Source organism: Streptomyces sp. NPDC127106, from assembly GCF_042677605.1.
GTDB lineage: Bacteria > Actinomycetota > Actinomycetes > Streptomycetales > Streptomycetaceae > Streptomyces.
In genome coordinates this window covers 33,296-46,949 of the sequence record NZ_JBHXTC010000050.1, presented here as the reverse complement: position 1 = coordinate 46,949, position 13,654 = coordinate 33,296, and the positions used below count along the sequence as shown (strand labels likewise).

General features: G+C 72.8%; 14 protein-coding genes. 6 read left to right on the top strand and 8 right to left on the bottom strand.

What is annotated here, in order from left to right:
• Nucleotides 1–80 precede the first annotated feature (80 nt).
• Complete coding sequence (locus ACFVGY_RS29960) at nucleotides 81–2,603, bottom strand: ATP-dependent Clp protease ATP-binding subunit (protein WP_385683039.1); 2,523 nt, start codon at nucleotides 2,601–2,603, stop codon at nucleotides 81–83.
• Between the two features lie 450 nt (nucleotides 2,604–3,053).
• On the opposite strand from ACFVGY_RS29960, the gene ACFVGY_RS29955 reads away from it, so the two are divergent.
• Nucleotides 3,054–3,635, top strand: coding sequence for an SCO3374 family protein (locus ACFVGY_RS29955; protein ID WP_385683036.1), 582 nt, complete (start codon nucleotides 3,054–3,056; stop codon nucleotides 3,633–3,635).
• Here ACFVGY_RS29955 and ACFVGY_RS29950 read toward each other — a convergent pair.
• From ACFVGY_RS29950 to ACFVGY_RS29920, 7 genes are all read right to left on the bottom strand, one after another.
• Nucleotides 3,614–3,952, bottom strand: a complete 339-nt coding sequence (locus tag ACFVGY_RS29950) for an Lsr2 family protein (protein WP_360639990.1) — start codon at nucleotides 3,950–3,952, stop codon at nucleotides 3,614–3,616. The two genes, ACFVGY_RS29955 and ACFVGY_RS29950, sit on opposite strands and share 22 nt — an antisense overlap.
• Nucleotides 3,953–4,116: 164 nt before the next feature.
• Complete coding sequence (locus ACFVGY_RS29945; protein ID WP_385683033.1) at nucleotides 4,117–4,647, bottom strand: amino-acid N-acetyltransferase; 531 nt, start codon at nucleotides 4,645–4,647, stop codon at nucleotides 4,117–4,119.
• Nucleotides 4,648–4,656: 9 nt separating this feature from the next.
• A complete protein-coding gene (locus tag ACFVGY_RS29940; RefSeq protein ID WP_385683031.1) occupies nucleotides 4,657–5,208 on the bottom strand; it encodes a BlaI/MecI/CopY family transcriptional regulator in 552 nt (183 codons plus the stop codon).
• Nucleotides 5,209–5,317: 109 nt separating this feature from the next.
• Nucleotides 5,318–5,491, bottom strand: a complete 174-nt coding sequence (locus ACFVGY_RS29935) for a hypothetical protein (protein WP_385683029.1) — start codon at nucleotides 5,489–5,491, stop codon at nucleotides 5,318–5,320.
• Between the two features lie 13 nt (nucleotides 5,492–5,504).
• Nucleotides 5,505–6,155, bottom strand: coding sequence for a hypothetical protein (locus ACFVGY_RS29930; RefSeq protein ID WP_385683026.1), 651 nt, complete (start codon nucleotides 6,153–6,155; stop codon nucleotides 5,505–5,507).
• 84 nt (nucleotides 6,156–6,239) lie between these two features.
• A complete protein-coding gene (locus tag ACFVGY_RS29925) occupies nucleotides 6,240–6,425 on the bottom strand; it encodes a DUF397 domain-containing protein (RefSeq protein WP_385683023.1) in 186 nt (61 codons plus the stop codon).
• Between the two features lie 214 nt (nucleotides 6,426–6,639).
• The gene (locus ACFVGY_RS29920; protein ID WP_385683020.1) at nucleotides 6,640–7,755 is read right to left on the bottom strand and encodes a threonine aldolase family protein; all 1,116 of its coding nucleotides are present in this window, start codon (nucleotides 7,753–7,755) and stop codon (nucleotides 6,640–6,642) included.
• Between the two features lie 178 nt (nucleotides 7,756–7,933).
• Here ACFVGY_RS29920 and ACFVGY_RS29915 point away from each other — a divergent pair, with 178 nt between their 5' ends.
• From ACFVGY_RS29915 to ACFVGY_RS29895, 5 genes are read left to right on the top strand one after another with little or no spacing between them, the layout of a single operon-like run.
• Nucleotides 7,934–8,917 carry a Rossmann-like and DUF2520 domain-containing protein gene (locus ACFVGY_RS29915; RefSeq protein WP_385683017.1) on the top strand — a complete coding sequence of 328 codons (984 nt, stop codon included), beginning with the start codon at nucleotides 7,934–7,936 and terminating at the stop codon, nucleotides 8,915–8,917.
• On the top strand, nucleotides 8,914–9,930 hold the full coding sequence (gene panC, locus ACFVGY_RS29910; RefSeq protein WP_385683014.1) for a pantoate--beta-alanine ligase: 1,017 nt from the start codon (nucleotides 8,914–8,916) through the stop codon (nucleotides 9,928–9,930). Before ACFVGY_RS29915 ends, panC begins: the two co-directional genes overlap by 4 nt.
• Nucleotides 9,927–11,660 carry an L-aspartate oxidase gene (locus ACFVGY_RS29905; protein WP_385683011.1) on the top strand — a complete coding sequence of 578 codons (1,734 nt, stop codon included), beginning with the start codon at nucleotides 9,927–9,929 and terminating at the stop codon, nucleotides 11,658–11,660. Before panC ends, ACFVGY_RS29905 begins: the two co-directional genes overlap by 4 nt.
• A complete protein-coding gene (nadC, locus tag ACFVGY_RS29900) occupies nucleotides 11,657–12,637 on the top strand; it encodes a carboxylating nicotinate-nucleotide diphosphorylase (RefSeq protein WP_385683008.1) in 981 nt (326 codons plus the stop codon). The genes ACFVGY_RS29905 and nadC overlap by 4 nt, the downstream gene beginning before the upstream one ends.
• Nucleotides 12,638–12,640: 3 nt before the next feature.
• Entirely contained in the window at nucleotides 12,641–13,450 is an 810-nt protein-coding gene (locus ACFVGY_RS29895; protein ID WP_385683005.1) for a type III pantothenate kinase, read from the top strand.
• The last annotated feature ends 204 nt before the right edge of the window (nucleotides 13,451–13,654 follow it).

The following is a 13,654-nucleotide window of genomic DNA, read 5'->3' as shown; positions in this document are numbered from 1 at the left end:
GGGGGGGCCGCCCCGTCCCGGGGGGGGTGCGGGGCCCCGCCCCTGAGGCCTTGACGGCCGCCCGCGCCGCGGGCGGGCCGTCAGCCCTTGCTGAGGTCCGGACCCGAGCCCGTGGCCTCGATCGGCGGGAGGTCCGGCAGGGCCGACTTCTCCTCGCCGCGGAAGGTGAACTTGACGGTTTCGCCCTCGCCCTCCGTGCCGACGACCACGATGTGACCGGGGCGCAGCTCGCCGAAGAGGATCTTCTCCGACAGGATGTCCTCGATCTCGCGCTGGATCGTGCGGCGCAGCGGACGCGCACCCAGGATCGGGTCGTAGCCGCGCTTGGCCAGCAGGAGCTTGGCCTCGCCGCTGAGCTCGATGCCCATGTCGCGGTCCTTCAGGCGCTCGTCCACCTTGGCGATCATCAGGTCGACGATCTGGATGATGTCTTCCTGCGACAGCTGGTGGAAGACCACCGTGTCGTCGACACGGTTCAGGAACTCGGGGCGGAAGTGCTGCTTCAGCTCCTCGTTGACCTTGGCCTTCATGCGCTCGTAGCCGGTCTTGACGTCGCCCTGGGCGGCGAAGCCCAGGTTGAAGCCCTTCGAGATGTCCCGGGTACCCAGGTTGGTCGTCATGATGATGACCGTGTTCTTGAAGTCCACGACCCGGCCCTGGGAGTCGGTCAGGCGACCGTCCTCCAGGATCTGGAGAAGGGAATTGAAGATATCCGGGTGGGCCTTCTCGACCTCGTCGAAGAGGACGACGGAGAACGGCTTGCGGCGCACCTTCTCGGTGAGCTGGCCGCCCTCTTCGTAACCCACGTAGCCGGGCGGCGAACCGAAGAGGCGGGAAACCGTGTGCTTCTCGCTGAACTCCGACATGTCGAGGGAGATCAGCGCGTCCTCGTCGCCGAAGAGGAATTCGGCGAGCGTCTTGGAGAGCTCGGTCTTACCGACACCGGACGGACCGGCGAAGATGAACGAGCCACCCGGGCGCTTCGGGTCCTTCAGACCCGCACGGGTACGGCGGATCGCCTGGGAGAGCGCCTTGATGGCGTCCTTCTGGCCGATGACCCGCTTGTGGAGCTCGTCCTCCATGCGGAGCAGGCGCGAGGACTCCTCCTCGGTGAGCTTGAAGACGGGAATGCCGGTCGCGGTCGCGAGGACCTCGGCGATCAGCTCGCCGTCGACCTCGGCGACGACGTCCATGTCGCCGGCCTTCCATTCCTTCTCGCGCTTGGCCTTCCCCGCGAGGAGCTGCTTCTCCTTGTCGCGGAGGGAGGCGGCCTTCTCGAAGTCCTGGGAGTCGATCGCCGACTCCTTGTCCCGACGCACGGCCGCGATCTTCTCGTCGAACTCGCGGAGGTCCGGCGGCGCGGTCATCCGGCGGATGCGCATCCGGGAGCCGGCCTCGTCGATCAGGTCGATCGCCTTGTCCGGCAGGAAGCGGTCCGAGATGTACCGGTCGGCCAGGGTGGCCGCCTGGACGAGGGCCTCGTCCGTGATCGAGACGCGGTGGTGGGCCTCGTAGCGGTCGCGCAGACCCTTGAGGATCTCGATCGTGTGCGGCAGCGAAGGCTCGGCGACCTGGATGGGCTGGAAGCGGCGCTCCAGGGCCGCGTCCTTCTCCAGGTGCTTGCGGTACTCGTCGAGCGTGGTGGCACCGATGGTCTGGAGCTCACCGCGGGCCAGCATCGGCTTCAGGATCGAGGCCGCGTCGATGGCGCCTTCCGCGGCACCCGCACCGACCAGCGTGTGGAGCTCGTCGATGAACAGGATGATGTCGCCGCGGGTGCGGATCTCCTTCAGGACCTTCTTCAGGCGCTCTTCGAAGTCACCGCGGTAGCGGGAGCCGGCGACGAGCGCGCCCAGGTCGAGGGTGTAGAGGTGCTTGTCCTTGAGGGTCTCGGGCACCTCGCCCTTGACGATGGCCTGGGCCAGGCCCTCGACGACGGCGGTCTTGCCGACGCCGGGCTCGCCGATGAGCACCGGGTTGTTCTTGGTACGGCGGGACAGCACCTGCATGACCCGCTCGATCTCCTTCTCGCGCCCGATGACCGGGTCGAGCTTGGATTCGCGGGCCGCCTGGGTGAGGTTGCGGCCGAACTGGTCCAGGACGAGCGAGGTCGAGGGGGTGCCCTCGGCCGGGCCGCCTGCCGTGGCCGACTCCTTGCCTCCGCCGGAGTAGCCGGAGAGCAGCTGGATGACCTGCTGCCGGACCCTGTTGAGATCGGCGCCCAGCTTGACCAGGACCTGGGCGGCGACGCCCTCGCCCTCCCGGATCAGGCCCAGCAGGATGTGCTCGGTGCCGATGTAGTTGTGGCCGAGCTGGAGGGCCTCTCGGAGCGAGAGCTCCAGGACCTTCTTCGCCCGCGGGGTGAAGGGGATGTGGCCGGACGGGGCCTGCTGACCCTGGCCGATGATCTCCTCAACCTGCTGGCGAACAGCCTCGAGCGAAATCCCGAGGCTCTCCAGGGCCTTAGCGGCGACACCCTCACCCTCGTGGATCAAGCCCAGGAGGATGTGCTCGGTGCCGATGTAGTTGTGGTTGAGCATCCGGGCTTCTTCCTGAGCCAGGACGACAACCCGCCGCGCGCGGTCGGTGAACCTCTCGAACATCGTTTATCGCTCCTCAGAGCGGTCGGGCAGTTCGGGGTCGGTCCCCGCCCTGTCCTTCCGCATGCTAGTCCCGCGGGGCGGGACAGCTCATTCCAACTGCCGACATCCGTCCGCGGCTCACCCCCACGACAGTGGGGAAAACCGGCTTCAACAGCCGACAACTGCTCCAACCCGATGGTGCGAGACGATGTTCCCGCAGGCCAGGCAGATACCCGTCACAGGTGTACGCCGAGGGCGAACGGAACCCGCTCAAATCAGCGTGTCGCCCCGATCCACTAGGAATGTCTTACCCGTAAGCAGTGACAGTCCATGCCCTCGGCACCGCGTCACTCCGCTACGGGCGAACACGATTCGGTCCCGAATGCGGGACGCCACCCCCTGGAGCTTTACGTTCCGCATTGGTGGGAGTGCACAGCGTAACTCGGGAAGCCGTTCGGAGTTGCTCCTGTCATGGCCTTCACCGTTCCGCTGCCGCGCACCGCTCCGGAGGACCGCTGGGCGTCCTGGTACGAGCGGGTGCTCGGCTGGACCGTCGCGGGCGGGCCGCCCGCCCAGCTCGTCACCGGGATCCGGTTCGACGTGCTGGAGCTGCCGTCCGATGCGGGGACGGAACTGCTGCGCCGGCCGGTGGCCACCGGTCCGGTCGCCCTCATGGGCCGCAGGATGCGGTTCCTGGTGGCGGCTGGGGCCGCGGAGGAGCTGCCGGGGCTGCTCGACTGGCTGGAGTGGGGCGGGGTCGCCCTCGATCTCACCGCCCTGGGCGCCGGTGGCCGGATCACGGCTCCGGTTCCCCCGGGACGGGCCGCGGGGGGAAGTCCCCGGGGGGTCGCCGTGTGGCTGCGACCCCCCGAGCAGGGGTATGAGGCACTGCTGCCGGCCCTGCCCGGTCCTGGGCAGGTCGGCGTCGGCCTCCGACAGGAAGCTGCCGGGCCCGATCTCGTACGCCTGGTCGCGGCGGCGGCCACGGAATGCCACCGGGCGCGACTGCGGCGGCGTACGCCGGTACGGGGTCAGCCCTTGGCGTTCTCGTAAGCCTCGCGGATCTCCGCCGGGACCCGACCGCGGTCGTTGACGTTCATCCCCTGGGCCTTGGCCCAGGCGCGGATCTCGGCGGTGTCCGGGTTGCCGGAGCTCGCTGCGGCGCGGCCCTTGGCGCGGCCCGCTGCGGCACGGCCGCCGGTGCGGCGGCCGCCCTTGGTGTACGGCTCGAGCAGACCACGGAGCTTTTCCGCGTTGGCGGTGGTGAGGTCGATCTCGTAGGTCTTGCCATCCAGAGCGAACGTCACGGTCTCGTCCGCCTCGCCACCGTCGAGGTCGTCGACAAGAAGGACCTGAACCTTCTGTGCCACCGGATTTCCTTTCATCGAAAAGCAGTACGCGGAAAGGAAACCGCTTTTCCCGGGAAAACACAAACCCCCCGGGAGAGGTTCAGGACCGCAGCGAGGAGGGAAACGTGCGCGATTCGGACATAGGCCACAGGTGCGCGGAGCCCGGCAAAAGCCGACGTGATCGTTCAGAGGTGCAGAAGCATCCGACTGTTGCCCAAGGTGTTCGGCTTCACTCGTTCGAGACCGAGGAACTCGGCGACGCCCTCGTCATAGGAACGCAGGAGCTCCACGTACACATCGGTCTCGACCGGCGTCTCCCCGATCTCGACGAAGCCGTGCTTCGCGAAGAAGTCCACTTCGAAGGTGAGGCAGAAAACCCGGCGGACCCCCACCGCGCGGGCGGTCTCCAACAACTGCGCGAGCAGCTGATGGCCGACTCCCGCCCCCTTCAACTCGCGGTCGACGGCGAGAGTGCGCACTTCGGCGAGGTCTTCCCACATCACGTGGAGTGCGCCGCAGCCCACCACCCGGCCGTCGGAGAGGCGTTCCGCGACCCAGAACTCCTGGATGTCCTCGTAAAGGGTGACCGGGGCTTTGTCGAGGAGGATCCGCTGCTGCACGTACTGGTCGAGGAGGCGGCGCAGAGCGCGAACATCACCGGTACGAGCACGGCGGATGGTCACCGTTTTTGCTGGGGCAGCGGAAATCTCGGCCATGACCGGACGCTATCGCCCCGGGTGGGGGCCGTCTCCGGCGGAGTCCCCTTCGGCGCCGGAGGCGGGCTCGGCAGCGGCCCCGGGGGGTCCGGCAGGGGCCTCGGCGTCCGCCTCGGGGGCGGTTTCGGGGGCGGCCTCGGGGGCGGCCTCGGGGGCCGGTCGGGGCGCGGGGGCGGGGGCCTGATCGGCAGCCGACTCCTCGTCGTGCTGGACGATCCGGATGGCGTCGCGGAGCGCCTCGCGCTGTTCGGGCGACATCATCCCGAAGAAGGCCACCAGGGCGGCCGCGGGGCTGTCGCTCGTGGACCAGGCTTCGTTCATCAGTGCGGCCGAGTAGGCGGCACGGGTGGAGACCGCCGTATATCGATAGGCGCGGCCTTCGGCTTCCCGGCGGACCCAGCCCTTCTGATGGAGATTGTCCATAACGGTCATCACCGTGGTGTACGCGATGGACCGTTCCTGCTGGAGGTCTTCCAGGACTTCACGTACCGTGACCGGGCGGTTCCACTGCCACACCCGCGTCATGACCGCGTCTTCGAGTTCTCCCAAGGGGCGAGGCACACCAGCACGATAGTGCGGAATGTGCGGAATTGCCCGGCCATTCACGCGACACCGGGCAACAAAAACCGGGCGTGCGGCCCGGAGGCCGTACGCCCGGAACACCCGCCCGCTACGGGCGGGGCTGCGCCTGCTGGACGGCTTCGGCGCGGGAGAGCGCGGCATCGACGGCCGCATCCTCCTTCGCCTTGTTGGCGCCGCCCTGGCTCTTCACGATCGTCACGACGAGAGCGATGAAGAAACCGGCCATCACGAACGGGGGAACGAGCGCGGAAACGTAGTCCATGGCGCCAGCCTAGCTACCCGGCCGCCAGCCCGGCCGCCGGGGGCGGGGTGGGCTTCCGGCGCGGCGGGAACACCTCGCCGGGGGTCGGGACGGGCCGCTCGGGCCGCGGCGGGGCCTCCGGGGAGGGCCGGGACGGCTGGGACGGCTGGGGCCGCGGCGGCTCCTTGGCGCCGTCCCGGACACCGCCGCGGGGTCCGCCCGCGTCCGCGGCGTCGCGCCCGCCGGCCAGGGCCAGCAGCCGGGTCCGGGGCGGCGGGGCGGCGGGCGACCGCCGGCGCAGCGCGCGCCCGGCGACGGCCTGGGCGTGGTCGAGCAGCACCGCCGCGATCGGGTTGGCGCGCAGCGCGCGCAGGGCCGCGAGGTCGTCCGGTTCGGGCTCGTAGCCTGCGGCCAGGGCGTCCTGGAGCAGCTCCAGGTAGCCGGTGAGGCTGCCGGGCAGGGCGCTTCGGTACCGCGCGAGATCGGCGAGGAGGAACGTTCTGAGCCGGCCCGCCTCCTGGACCGCTTCGTCCACCGACTGCGCGAGGCGCAGGCAGTCCTGCACCTCGGATGCCGGCAGGGGGGCCGTGGAGGACTGGAGGGCATGGGCGAGGGTGCGCCTGAGCACGCGCAGCTCGGCGGCGCTGAACGCCATGCCGCCGCGGGATCCGTAGGGCGTGGGCATGCGCCGAAGATACGCGCTAATCGGACAAAATCCCCTGATCGCCGTGATTCCGGCGCGGCGGAGCGGCCGCGGACCGGCCGCGGGTCAGCCGCGCTCCTTCACGGCGCGCAGGAATTCGGTCCAGGCGGCCTGCGTGGTGGCCAGGACGAGGTGTGCCGGGTCGGCGCGGTCGGCCACGCGGACGAGGTGCCCGGGAGTGGCGAGCACGTAGACGCAGGCCTCTCCCTCTCCGCAGTACGAGGACTTCTGCCACTCGGGGTCAGCGGTCATGGTGTCTCTCCTCCGATGGACGGGCTGGTGCTTCCCGTGGGGGGACGGTAACCCCGCGGGGGCCCCGAGTCGGCCACTTCGGCCGAATTCGGTGCGTCGCGCCCGGCGTGCCGGCTTGTGCCCGGCGTCTTGGGAGACGTCCCGGGGGCGGCCGAGGTTGCCCGGGGCGGCCCCGGCGGGCGGCCCCGCCCCGGGCCCGGCGGGCGTCACAGCACTAGAGGCGGGCGAGGAAGGCGGCGACGGCCAGGGCGACGTCCTGACCGGTCCAGGCCAGGCCGGGCTCGGCGACCGTCACCTCCGTCACCGCCAGGCCCGGCACGGGCGCCGGCGCCCAGCCGCGGAACAGGACGGTGCCCGTCTCCTCCGCCAGCCGGATCCCGGCGTCCGTCAGCTGGTCCGCCCCGTACGGCAGCCACACCTGGAACTGGTGGGTGTGCGGCACCTCCGGGTGGATCCGGAACCAGGGCGTCCCGGCGGTCAGGAAGCCCTCCCGCAGGCCTTCGGCCACCACGCGCGCGTGCGCGACGTACGAGGGGAGCAGCGGCAGCTCCCGCTCCAGCCCGGCCAGGGCCGACAGGGCCTGCGGGAACTGGCGGAAGACCTGGCCGCCGTACCGGTGGCGCCACACCTTCGCCTCGGCGATCAGGGCGGACGGGCCCGCGAGCGCCGCTCCGCTCAGCCCGCCCAACGACTTGTAGAAGGACACGTACACCGAGTCGGCCAGGGCCGCGATCTCCGGCAGGGTCCGGCCGAGGTGGGTGGCGGCCTCCCACAGCCGGGCCCCGTCGAAGTGGACGACCGCGTCCCGCTCCCGGGCCGCGCCGACGAGCTCCTCCAGCTCCTCCCAGGACGGCAGCAGGAAGCCCGCCTCGCGCAGCGGGAGCTCCAGCATCAGCGTGCCGAAGGGCTCCGCGAGCTCGGCGACCTCCTCGGCGGTGGGCTGGCGCGGCTCCCGGGTGGGGTGCACCGTGCGCAGGCCCGAGACCAGGGACAGCGCGCCGCCCTCCCACAGCTCGGGGTGGCTCATCGGGTGCAGGGCGACCACCGGGTTGCCGGTGCGGCCCGCCCAGCAGCGCAAGGCGATCTGCTGGGCCATCGTGCCCGACGGGAAGAAGGCGGCCTCCTGCGTGCCGAGGAGTTCGGCGACCCGCTCCTCCAGCCTGGCCACGACGCCGTCGCCGTAGACGTCGGCGGGCTCGTCGGGGTCGGGTGCGGCCAGTTCCGCGAGCAGCTCGCCGACCGTGGTCTCGCGCACGCTGCCGCACAGCTTGCGCCCGGCCGAGCGCCCCGCCGCGGCCAGCCGGTTCACCCGCTCGATGTCATCGGTCATGGCCCAGATCATCGCCGATCGCCAGGGGCCGGGCCGCGGCGAAGCCGACGGCGGTTCGGCCGCGCCCCGAAGCGCCCGCAGCCGACGGCCGGCCCATCGCGGCACTTCCCGCGGAGCGCATAGCATGGCGGCGTATCGTCCGGTACCCCCGCGGACTGGAACGGAAGGCCCACCCCGCGTGAACGCACCCCATCAGACGGAACCCCGGGATCCGTCCGCCCGACCCGCCCGGCTGTCCGTCGGCGTCGTCGGGGCCGGCCGGGTCGGCCCGGCCCTGGCGCGCGCCCTGCAGCTGGCGGGACACCGCCCGGTCGCCGTCTCCGGCGTCTCGGACGCCTCCCGCCGTCGTGCCGAGCGGATGCTGCCCGACGTGCCGCTCGTCCCGCCCGCGCAGGTGCTGGAGCTGGCCGACCTCGTGCTGCTGACCGTGCCCGACGACGCGCTGCCCGGCCTCGTGCAGGGGCTCGCCGAGACCGGCGCGGTACGGCCCGGGCAGCTGCTCGTGCACACCTCGGGGCGGTACGGGGCCTCCGTCCTGGACCCGGCCCGCCGGGCGGGCGCGCTGCCGCTGGCCCTGCACCCCGCGATGACGTTCACCGGCACCGAGGTCGACGTGCAGCGGCTCGCGGGCTGCTCCTTCGGCGTCACCGCCCCCGACGAGCTGCGGCTCGCGGCCGAGGCCCTGGTCATCGAGATGGGCGGGGAGCCCGAGTGGATCGCGGAGGCGGACCGCCCGCTCTACCACGCCGCCCTCGCCCTCGGCTCGAACCACCTGGTCACGCTGGTCGCCCAGGCCATGGAGCTGCTGGCCAAGGCCGGCGTGGAGCACCCCGACCGGATGCTCGGCCCGCTGCTGGGCGCGGCCCTGGACAACGCCCTGCGCTCGGGGGACGCCGCCCTGACCGGGCCGGTGGCCCGCGGCGACGCCGGAACGGTCGCGGCGCACGTGGCGGAGCTGCGCCGGCACGCCCCGGGGACGCTCGCCGGATACCTGGCGATGGCCCGGACGACCGCGGACCGGGCCCTGGCCCACGGGCTGCTCAAGCCCGAGCTGGCCGAGGACCTGCTGGGGGTCCTCGCCGACGGCGTCGGCGCGGACGCAGGTCCGGGCGGGCCGGACCTGAACGGCACCGAGGGACCCGAAGGGGGCAACGGCCGGTGAGCCACGACCTGCTGCTGATCGACACCGCGGAGAAGCTCGCGGAGCTCCCGCGCGCCGGCTCCGGGCCGCGCGCGGTCGTCATGACGATGGGCGCCCTCCACGAGGGACACGCCACCCTGATCCGGTCGGCCCGGGAGCAGGCCGGGCCCGAGGGCCAGGTCGTCGTCACGGTCTTCGTCAACCCGCTGCAGTTCGGGGCGAACGAGGACCTCGACCGCTACCCGCGCACCCTGGACGCCGACCTGGAGCTGGCCGCCGGGGCGGGCGCCGACGCCGTGTTCGCCCCGGCCGTCGACGAGGTCTACCCCGGCGGGGACCCCCAGGTGCGGATCAGCGCCGGCCCGATGGGCACCCGTCTGGAGGGCGCCACCCGGCCCGGCCACTTCGACGGCATGCTGACCGTCGTCGCCAAGCTGCTCCACCTCACCCGCCCCGACCTGGCCCTGTTCGGCCAGAAGGACGCCCAGCAGCTGGCGCTGATCCGGCGGATGGTGACCGACCTGAACTTCCCCGTCGAGGTGGTCGGCGTACCGACCGTCCGCGAGGAGGACGGGCTCGCCCTGTCCTCCCGCAACCGCTACCTCTCCGCCCCCGAGCGGCGCACCGCCCTGGCCCTGTCGCGCGCCCTGTTCGCGGGCCGCGACCGGCTCGCCGCGCAGGCCGCGCTGCGCGCCCGCGCCGAGGCGGCCCCCGCCAGCGACGAGCGGGCCACGGCCCTGGCCCGGCTGGGCGAGATCCGGGCCTCGGCGGACGCGCACGCCGTGTCGTCCGCGGCCGCCGCGGCGGGCACCGGCCTGCCGGACGCCGTGCGGGCCGCGGCCCGGCACGTCCTGGACGAGGCGGGCCGGCACGAGCCGCCGCTGGTCCTGGACTACCTGGCCCTGGTGGACCCGCAGGACTTCACCGACGTCGGCCCCGACTTCACCGGGCGCGCCGTACTGGCCGTCGCCGCGAAGGTCGGCGCGACCCGGCTGATCGACAACATCCCATTGGAGTTCGGAGCACACTCGTGAGCACCCCAGGCACAGGCCCCGCCGGTACCGGCATACGGCTGCACGCGCCCGCCCCCGGCTGGGCCGTCGAGGCCGACGTCGTGGTCGTCGGCTCGGGTGTGGCGGGCCTGACGGCCGCGTTGCGCTGCGCCGCCGCGGGCCGCCGCACCGTCGTGGTCACCAAGGCCCGGCTCGACGACGGCTCCACCCGCTGGGCCCAGGGCGGGATCGCCGCCGCGCTCGGCGAGGGCGACACCCCCGGGCAGCACCTGGACGACACCCTGGTCGCGGGCGCCGGCCTGTGCGACGAGGACGCCGTCCGGCTGCTGGTCACCGAGGGGCCCGACGCGGTGCGCCGGCTGATCGACTCCGGTGCCGTCTTCGACACCTCCGCCGAGACCGGGGAGATCGAGCTGACCCGCGAGGGCGGCCACCACCGTCGCCGGATCGCGCACGCGGGCGGCGACGCCACCGGCGCCGAGATCTCCCGCGCGCTGGTCGAGGCCGTGCACGCGGCCGGCATCGAGACCGTCGAGAACGCGCTGGTCCTGGACCTGCTCCAGGACGCCGGGGGCCGCACGGCCGGCGTCACCCTGCACGTCATGGGCGAGGGCCAGCACGACGGGGTCGGCGCTGTCCACGCGCCCGCCGTGATCCTCGCGACCGGCGGCATGGGCCAGGTGTTCTCCGCCACCACCAACCCGTCGGTGTCCACCGGCGACGGCGTGGCACTCGCGCTGCGCGCCGGGGCCGAGGTCTCCGACCTGGAGTTCGTCCAGTTCCACCCCACCGTGCTGTACCTGGGCCCGGACGCCGAGGGCCAGCAGCCGCTGGTGTCGGAGGCGGTCCGCGGCGAGGGCGCGCACCTGGTCGACGCGGACGGCGTCCGCTTCATGGTCGGCGCGCACGAGCTGGCCGAGCTGGCCCCGCGCGACATCGTCGCCAAGGGCATCATGCGCCGCATGCAGGAGCAGGGCGCGCAGCACATGTACCTGGACGCCCGGCACTTCGGCGCCGCGATGTGGGAGCAGCGCTTCCCGACCATCCTCGCCGCGTGCCGGGCCCACGGCATCGACCCGGTGACCGAGCCGATCCCGGTCGCGCCCGCCGCGCACTACGCATCCGGCGGCATCCGCACCGACCTGCACGGCCGCACCACCGTGCCCGGCCTGTACGCGTGCGGCGAGGTCGCCTGCACCGGTGTCCACGGCGCGAACCGGCTGGCCTCCAACTCCCTGCTGGAGGGGCTGGTCTTCGCCGAGCGGATCGCCGACGACATCGCGGCGAGCGCCCCGTCGGGCAGCGGCCCGGGCGTACCGGTCCCCTCGACCGGCCCGCTCCAGCCCGCAGAGGCCCGCTACGAGGTCCAGCGCATCATGACGCAGGGCGCGGGCGTGCTGCGCTCCGCGGAGTCCCTGCGGGCGGCGGCCGCCGCCCTGGAGGACCTGTACGCCACCGCGCTGACCGCCCTGGAGACGAACGGCAAGACCGCCGTGCCGGGCACCGACACGTGGGAGGCCACGAACCTGCTGTGCGTGGCCCGGGTGCTGGTCGCCGCCGCCCTGCGGCGCGAGGAGACCCGCGGCTGCCACTGGCGCGAGGACTTCCCCGACCGCGACGACGCCGCCTGGCGCCGCCACCTCGTCGTCAGGCTGTCCCGCACCGAGCAGCGGGCCCTGGTCGTCACCCCCACCGACTCCGCGGACTTCCCGTCCGTACAGCACCCCTTGAGCCAGGAGCAGGCATCGTGAGCACCCCCGAACTTCCCCTGATCGAGCAGAACGAAGGCGGCTGCGGCGACGACTGCGGCTGCGGCGACGGCGAGGAGAGCGGCCTGGACCCGGCGCTCGCCGGGCTGCTGGTCGAGGCCGGCCTCGACCCCGTCGAGGTCGAGGACATCGCCCACATGGCGCTGGCCGAGGACCTCGACGGCGGCGTGGACGTCACCACCGTCGCGACCGTGCCCGAAGACGCCGAGGCCGTCGCCGACTTCGTCGCCCGCGAGGACGGCGTCGTGGCCGGGCTGCGCGTCGTCGAGGCGGTGTTCTCCGTCGCGTGCAGCGAGGCCTTCGAGGTCGAGCGGCACGCCGAGGACGGCGCCGCCGTGCACAAGGGCGACGTGCTGCTGTCGGTGCGGGCCCGCACCCGGGACCTGCTGACCGCCGAGCGCAGCGCGCTGAACATCCTGTGCCGCCTGTCGGGCATCGCGACGGCCACCCGCCGCTGGGCGGACGTGCTGGAGGGCACCGGGGCGAAGGTCCGCGACACCCGCAAGACCACGCCGGGCCTGCGCTCGCTGGAGAAGTACGCGGTGCGCTGCGGCGGCGGCGTGAACCACCGCATGTCCCTGTCGGACGCCGCGCTGGTCAAGGACAACCACGTCGTCGCCGCCGGCGGGGTCGCGGCGGCGTTCAAGGCCGTGCGCGAGGCGTTCCCGGAGGTGCCGATCGAGGTCGAGGTCGACACCCTGCACCAGGCGCGCGAGGTCATGGACGCCGGGGCCGACCTGATCCTCCTCGACAACTTCACGCCGATGGAGACCGAGGAGGCCGTGATCCTGAACAGGGAGCACAACAAGGGCCGGGCGATCCTGGAGTCCTCCGGCCGGCTGACCCTGGAGAACGCGCGGGCGTACGCCGAGACGGGCGTGAACTTCCTGGCCGTCGGCGCGCTGACGCACTCCTCGCCCATCCTGGACATCGGGCTCGACCTGCGCGAGGCGGTGTAACCGGTGCTGCTCACCATCGACGTCGGCAACACCCACACCGTGCTCGGCCTGTTCGACGGTGACGAGATCGTCGAGCACTGGCGCATCTCCACCGACCCGCGCCGCACGGCCGACGAGATGGCCGTCCTGATGCAGGGCCTGATGGGCATGCACCCGATGCTCGGCAGCGAGCTGGGCGACGGCATCCACGGCATCGCGATCTGTTCGACGGTCCCGTCGGTGCTGCACGAGCTCCGCGAGGTGACGCGCCGCTACTACGGCGACGTTCCCGCGGTGCTCGTCGAGCCGGGCATCAAGACGGGCGTGCCGATCCTCATGGACAACCCGAAGGAGGTCGGCGCGGACCGCATCATCAACGCGGTCGCGGCCGTCGACCTCTACGGGGGCCCGGCGATCGTGGTCGACTTCGGTACGGCGACCACCTTCGACGCGGTGTCCGCGAAGGGCGAGTACGTCGGCGGTGTGATCGCCCCGGGCATAGAGATCTCGATGGAGGCCCTGGGCGTGCGCGGCGCCCAGCTCCGCAAGATCGAGCTGGCCCGGCCGCGGCACGTGATCGGCAAGTCCACGGTCGAGGCGATGCAGTCGGGCGTGGTGTACGGCTTCGCGGGCCAGGTCGACGGGGTCGTCACCCGCATGGCCCGGGAACTGGCCGGCCCGCACGGCGATCCGAACGACGTCCGGGTCATCGCCACGGGCGGGCTGGCACCGATGGTGCTCGGCGAGTCCTCGGTGATCGACGACCACGAGCCGTGGCTGACGCTGATCGGGCTGCGCCTGGTCTACGAGCGCAACGCGCCGAACTTCTCCTGAGCCCCGGCCCCCCGCGGGCCCTCCCCCGAACCGGCGGCCCGGCCCCGGTGCCGAGGTGTCAGCAGGGCCGGGGGCGGCTCAGCAGGCGACGGACGGGGCGCGCGCCCCGCCCCGCCGGGCGCCCCGCCCCCCCGGATGGCCGCGCCGATAGTGTTTACACGGGGCCCCCCCCCCGCGCGGGCACGCGCAGCCCCGGCGCGGGCG

What these genes read in the sequence shown, in the direction of transcription:
- ACFVGY_RS29960 (WP_385683039.1), bottom strand. Translation starts at nt 2,603, where the DNA reads ATGTTCGAGAGGTTCACCGACCGCGCGCGGCGGGTTGTCGTCCTGGCT.
- ACFVGY_RS29955 (WP_385683036.1), top strand. Translation starts at nt 3,054, where the DNA reads ATGGCCTTCACCGTTCCGCTGCCGCGCACCGCTCCGGAGGACCGCTGG.
- ACFVGY_RS29945 (WP_385683033.1), bottom strand. Translation starts at nt 4,647, where the DNA reads ATGGCCGAGATTTCCGCTGCCCCAGCAAAAACGGTGACCATCCGCCGT.
- ACFVGY_RS29935 (WP_385683029.1), bottom strand. Translation starts at nt 5,491, where the DNA reads ATGGACTACGTTTCCGCGCTCGTTCCCCCGTTCGTGATGGCCGGTTTC.
- ACFVGY_RS29930 (WP_385683026.1), bottom strand. Translation starts at nt 6,155, where the DNA reads ATGCCCACGCCCTACGGATCCCGCGGCGGCATGGCGTTCAGCGCCGCC.
- ACFVGY_RS29925 (WP_385683023.1), bottom strand. Translation starts at nt 6,425, where the DNA reads ATGACCGCTGACCCCGAGTGGCAGAAGTCCTCGTACTGCGGAGAGGGA.
- ACFVGY_RS29920 (WP_385683020.1), bottom strand. Translation starts at nt 7,755, where the DNA reads ATGACCGATGACATCGAGCGGGTGAACCGGCTGGCCGCGGCGGGGCGC.